Below are 3,224 nucleotides of genomic sequence, written 5' to 3'. Positions count from 1 at the left end.
GCGCGGGGGTCGACACAAGCGGCGCGCAGCAGCCGTTCCGCTTCGGCCGGGGAGCCGGCCCAGCCGGCCAGCGCGGCGCGCAGCGTCTTGCGGCGCTGGCCGAACGCGGCGTCAATGACAGCGAACACCTCTTGCCTGCTCGCCGAGGTTGCCGGAGGATCGCGGCGGGTGAACGCGACCAGCTTCGAGTCCACGTTAGGCACCGGCCAGAACACGCTGCGCGGCACGACGCCCGCCGGGCGCACCGCCGCGAACCAGGCCAGCTTCGCCGACGGCCCGCCGTACACCCGGCTGCCCGGCCCCGCGCACATCCGGTCCGCGACTTCCGCCTGCACCATAACGACGCCCCGCTCGAGCGACGGCAACGCAGCCAGCAGGTGCAGTACCACGGGCACCGCCACGTTGTACGGCAGGTTGGCGGCCAGCACCGTCGGCGCCCACGGCAGTTCCACGCCGGTTCCGCGCTCCCGCCTCCGGCCGGCGGCTCGGCCGTCGGAGTGCCCGCTGGCCTGGCTGCTGCCGATGGCACGGTCGTCCGTGTGGTCGCGCGCGGCGCCAGGCCCGACCACGTGCAGCGCGTCCGCCTGGACGACCAGCAATTGCCCGGCGACGCCCGGGGCGCGGTCCGCTACTGTCCGCGGCAGCTCCGCTGCCAGCGCCGCGTCGATCTCCACCGCGACCAGCCGCGCGTCCGAGCCGGCCGAAGCCTCGAGCAGCGCGAGCGTCAGCGACCCGAGACCAGGCCCGACCTCGAGGACCACATCGCCGTCGCGCGGCGCGGCGAGCGCGGCGATCCGCCGCACGGTGCCCTGCTCGACCACGAAGTTCTGCCCGAGCCGCTTGGTCGGCCGAACCCCGAGCCTGCCCGCTATGCCGCGAATGTCCCCCGCGCCAAGCAGCCGCACTCCCGCGGTCATGGCCGGCCAAGGCGGTCGATGGCCCATCGACCGCCTTCTATGGGGGACGATGGCCCATCGACCGCCTTCGGTGCCCCCGGCCCCGGCCCCGGCCCAACGTGGCCGATGGCCCATCCACTTCGTTCGCCAACGTGCTCGCTGTCACATCGACCACGCTCTTTGGTAGACGATGTCACATCGACCACGTTCGAGGGCGAGGGCAGAAGGGGCATGGCGTTACCAGGCGAAGACGCGGGAGCCGGTCGCCTGGAGCGTCGCGCAGAAGTCCGCCAGGTCGAGGTTCTTCAGCGATGCCAGGAAACGGACCGTGTAGGCGGTCATCGCCGGGGAGTTCGGCTTGCCGCGGTGCGGCACCGGTGTCAGGTACGGCGCGTCCGTCTCCGCCAGGAGAAGCTCAGCCGGCGCGACCAGCGCCGCCTCCCGGAGCGCGTCCGCGTTCTTGAACGTCACGTTGCCCGCGAAGCTCATCACGTACCCGGCTTCGGCGCAGGCCCTGGCCATGTCAGCGTCGCCAGAGAAGCAGTGGAAGATCACGCTGTACGGCCGCCACGGCGCGTACTCCGCCAGGATGGCGAGCACGTCGGAGTGCGCCTCGCGGTCGTGGATCATCAGCGTCTTCCCGGTCCGCCGGGCGATCTCGATGTGCGCGCGGAACCACGCGCGCTGCACGTCACGCGGCGACCAGTCCCGGTAGTAGTCCAGCCCGGTCTCGCCGATCGCGACCACCTTGGGCGACGCGGCCAGCGCCTCGACCGCGGCGAGCACCGTGTCGCGGGCGGCGTCCACCGGAGCGGTCTCGTTCGGGTGGATCGCCACCGCGGCGTAGACCTCCGGGTACTCCGCGGCGCACGCGACCGACCACTGCGACGACGGGATGTCGCACCCGACGTTGACCACCCGCGAGATGCCGGCCGACCGGGCCGCTGCGAGCACCCCGTCGACCGGCAGCCCCATGATGTCCATGTGCGTGTGAGCATCGAACGCGCCAGGGAAAGGCAGGCGGTCCGCTGGAACCACGGGCCCGTTCGGACTACTCATTACCGGCGAGCCGGGCGATTTCCTCGTCAACTACTGACTGGTCCAGCTTGGCGAACAGCGGGACGGGGACGGCCAGCGGTGTGCCAGCCGCGATCGGCCGCGTTGCCCACCGGAAGGACGAGTCGTAGGAGCCGGTGATGACCGGGTACGACGGGCCGCCCTCCTCGTCCACCGTCTCGATCCGCGGCAGGCCCGACCAGGATCCAGTGCCGCCGAGCATTTCGTACACGGCCTGCGACGACCGCGGCAGGAACGGCGTGAGCATCGTCTTCGCGTCGTCCACCGCCTGCAGCGCGACGTGCAGGATCGTCCGCATCCGCGCCGGGTCGGACTCGCGCAGCTTCCACGGCGCCTGCTCGGAGAAGTACTTGTTCGCCTCGGCCACCGCGTGCATCGCCTCGTTGATGGCGAACTTGAACCGCGAGCGCGACAGGTGCTCGCCGACCGAGTCGAACGCCTGCCTGGACGTCTCGAGCAGCGCGTGATCGGCTGCGGTCAGCTCGCCTGGCCCGGGAATCGACCCGATGTTCCGCGCCGCGAACGACACCGCACGGTTGACCAGGTTCCCCCAGGTGGCGACCAGCTCGTCGTTGTTGCGCCTGACGAACTCGCTCCAGGTGAAGTCCGTGTCCTGGTTCTCGGGCCCGGCGACCGCCACGTAGTAGCGCAGCGCGTCCACGTCGTAGCGGTCCAGGAAATCCCGCACGTAGATGACCACCTGGCGGGAGGAAGAGAACTTGCGGCCCTCCATCGTCAGGTATTCGCTGCTCACCACTTCGGTGGGGAGATTCAGTATTCCGAACGGGCCCGGGGTTCCTCCCTTGGATCCCCTCCCCGCGTACCCGAGCAGCATCGCGGGCCAGATCTCCGCGTGGAAGGTGATGTTGTCCTTGCCCATGAAGTAGTAGGACTCGGCGCTCGGGTCGTTCCACCAGGCCCGCCAGGCGTCGGGGTCGCCGGACCTGCGCGCCCACTCGATGGACGCCGACAGGTAGCCGATGACCGCGTCGAACCAGACGTAGATCTTCTTGTCCGGCCGGTCCCGCCAGCCGTCCAGCGGTACGGGCACGCCCCAGTCAAGGTCCCTGGTGATGGCCCGCGGGCGCAGGTCGTCGAGCAGGTTGAGGGAGAACTTGAGCACGTTCGGCCGCCACTGGCCCGACTTGGACTGCAGCCAGGCGCCGAGCACCTCGGTGAACGCGGGCAGGTCGAGGAAGTAGTGCTCCTGCTCCACGAACAGCGGCGTCTCGCCGTTGATCCGCGACCTCG

3 protein-coding genes are annotated in these 3,224 nt (G+C 70.5%); all 3 read right to left on the bottom strand.

What is annotated here, in order from left to right; genetic code table 11:
* Positions 1 to 944, bottom strand: a 944-nt coding sequence (locus WA805_RS17285) for a ribosomal RNA small subunit methyltransferase A (RefSeq protein ID WP_425242844.1), incomplete at its 3' end; no start/stop codon positions are given.
* A 189-nt stretch (positions 945 to 1,133) separates the two neighbouring features.
* Positions 1,134 to 1,955, bottom strand: coding sequence for a TatD family hydrolase (locus WA805_RS17280; protein ID WP_425242843.1), 822 nt, complete (start codon positions 1,953 to 1,955; stop codon positions 1,134 to 1,136).
* Positions 1,948 to 3,224, bottom strand: a 1,277-nt coding sequence (locus WA805_RS17275) for a methionine--tRNA ligase (RefSeq protein WP_425242842.1), incomplete at its 5' end; no start/stop codon positions are given. The genes WA805_RS17275 and WA805_RS17280, both read right to left, overlap by 8 nt.

The sequence above is a fragment of the Trebonia sp. genome, assembly GCF_049794275.1.
In the GTDB taxonomy this organism is placed as follows: domain Bacteria; phylum Actinomycetota; class Actinomycetes; order Streptosporangiales; family Streptosporangiaceae; genus Trebonia.
This window is presented reverse-complemented; position numbering and strand designations above follow the sequence as displayed.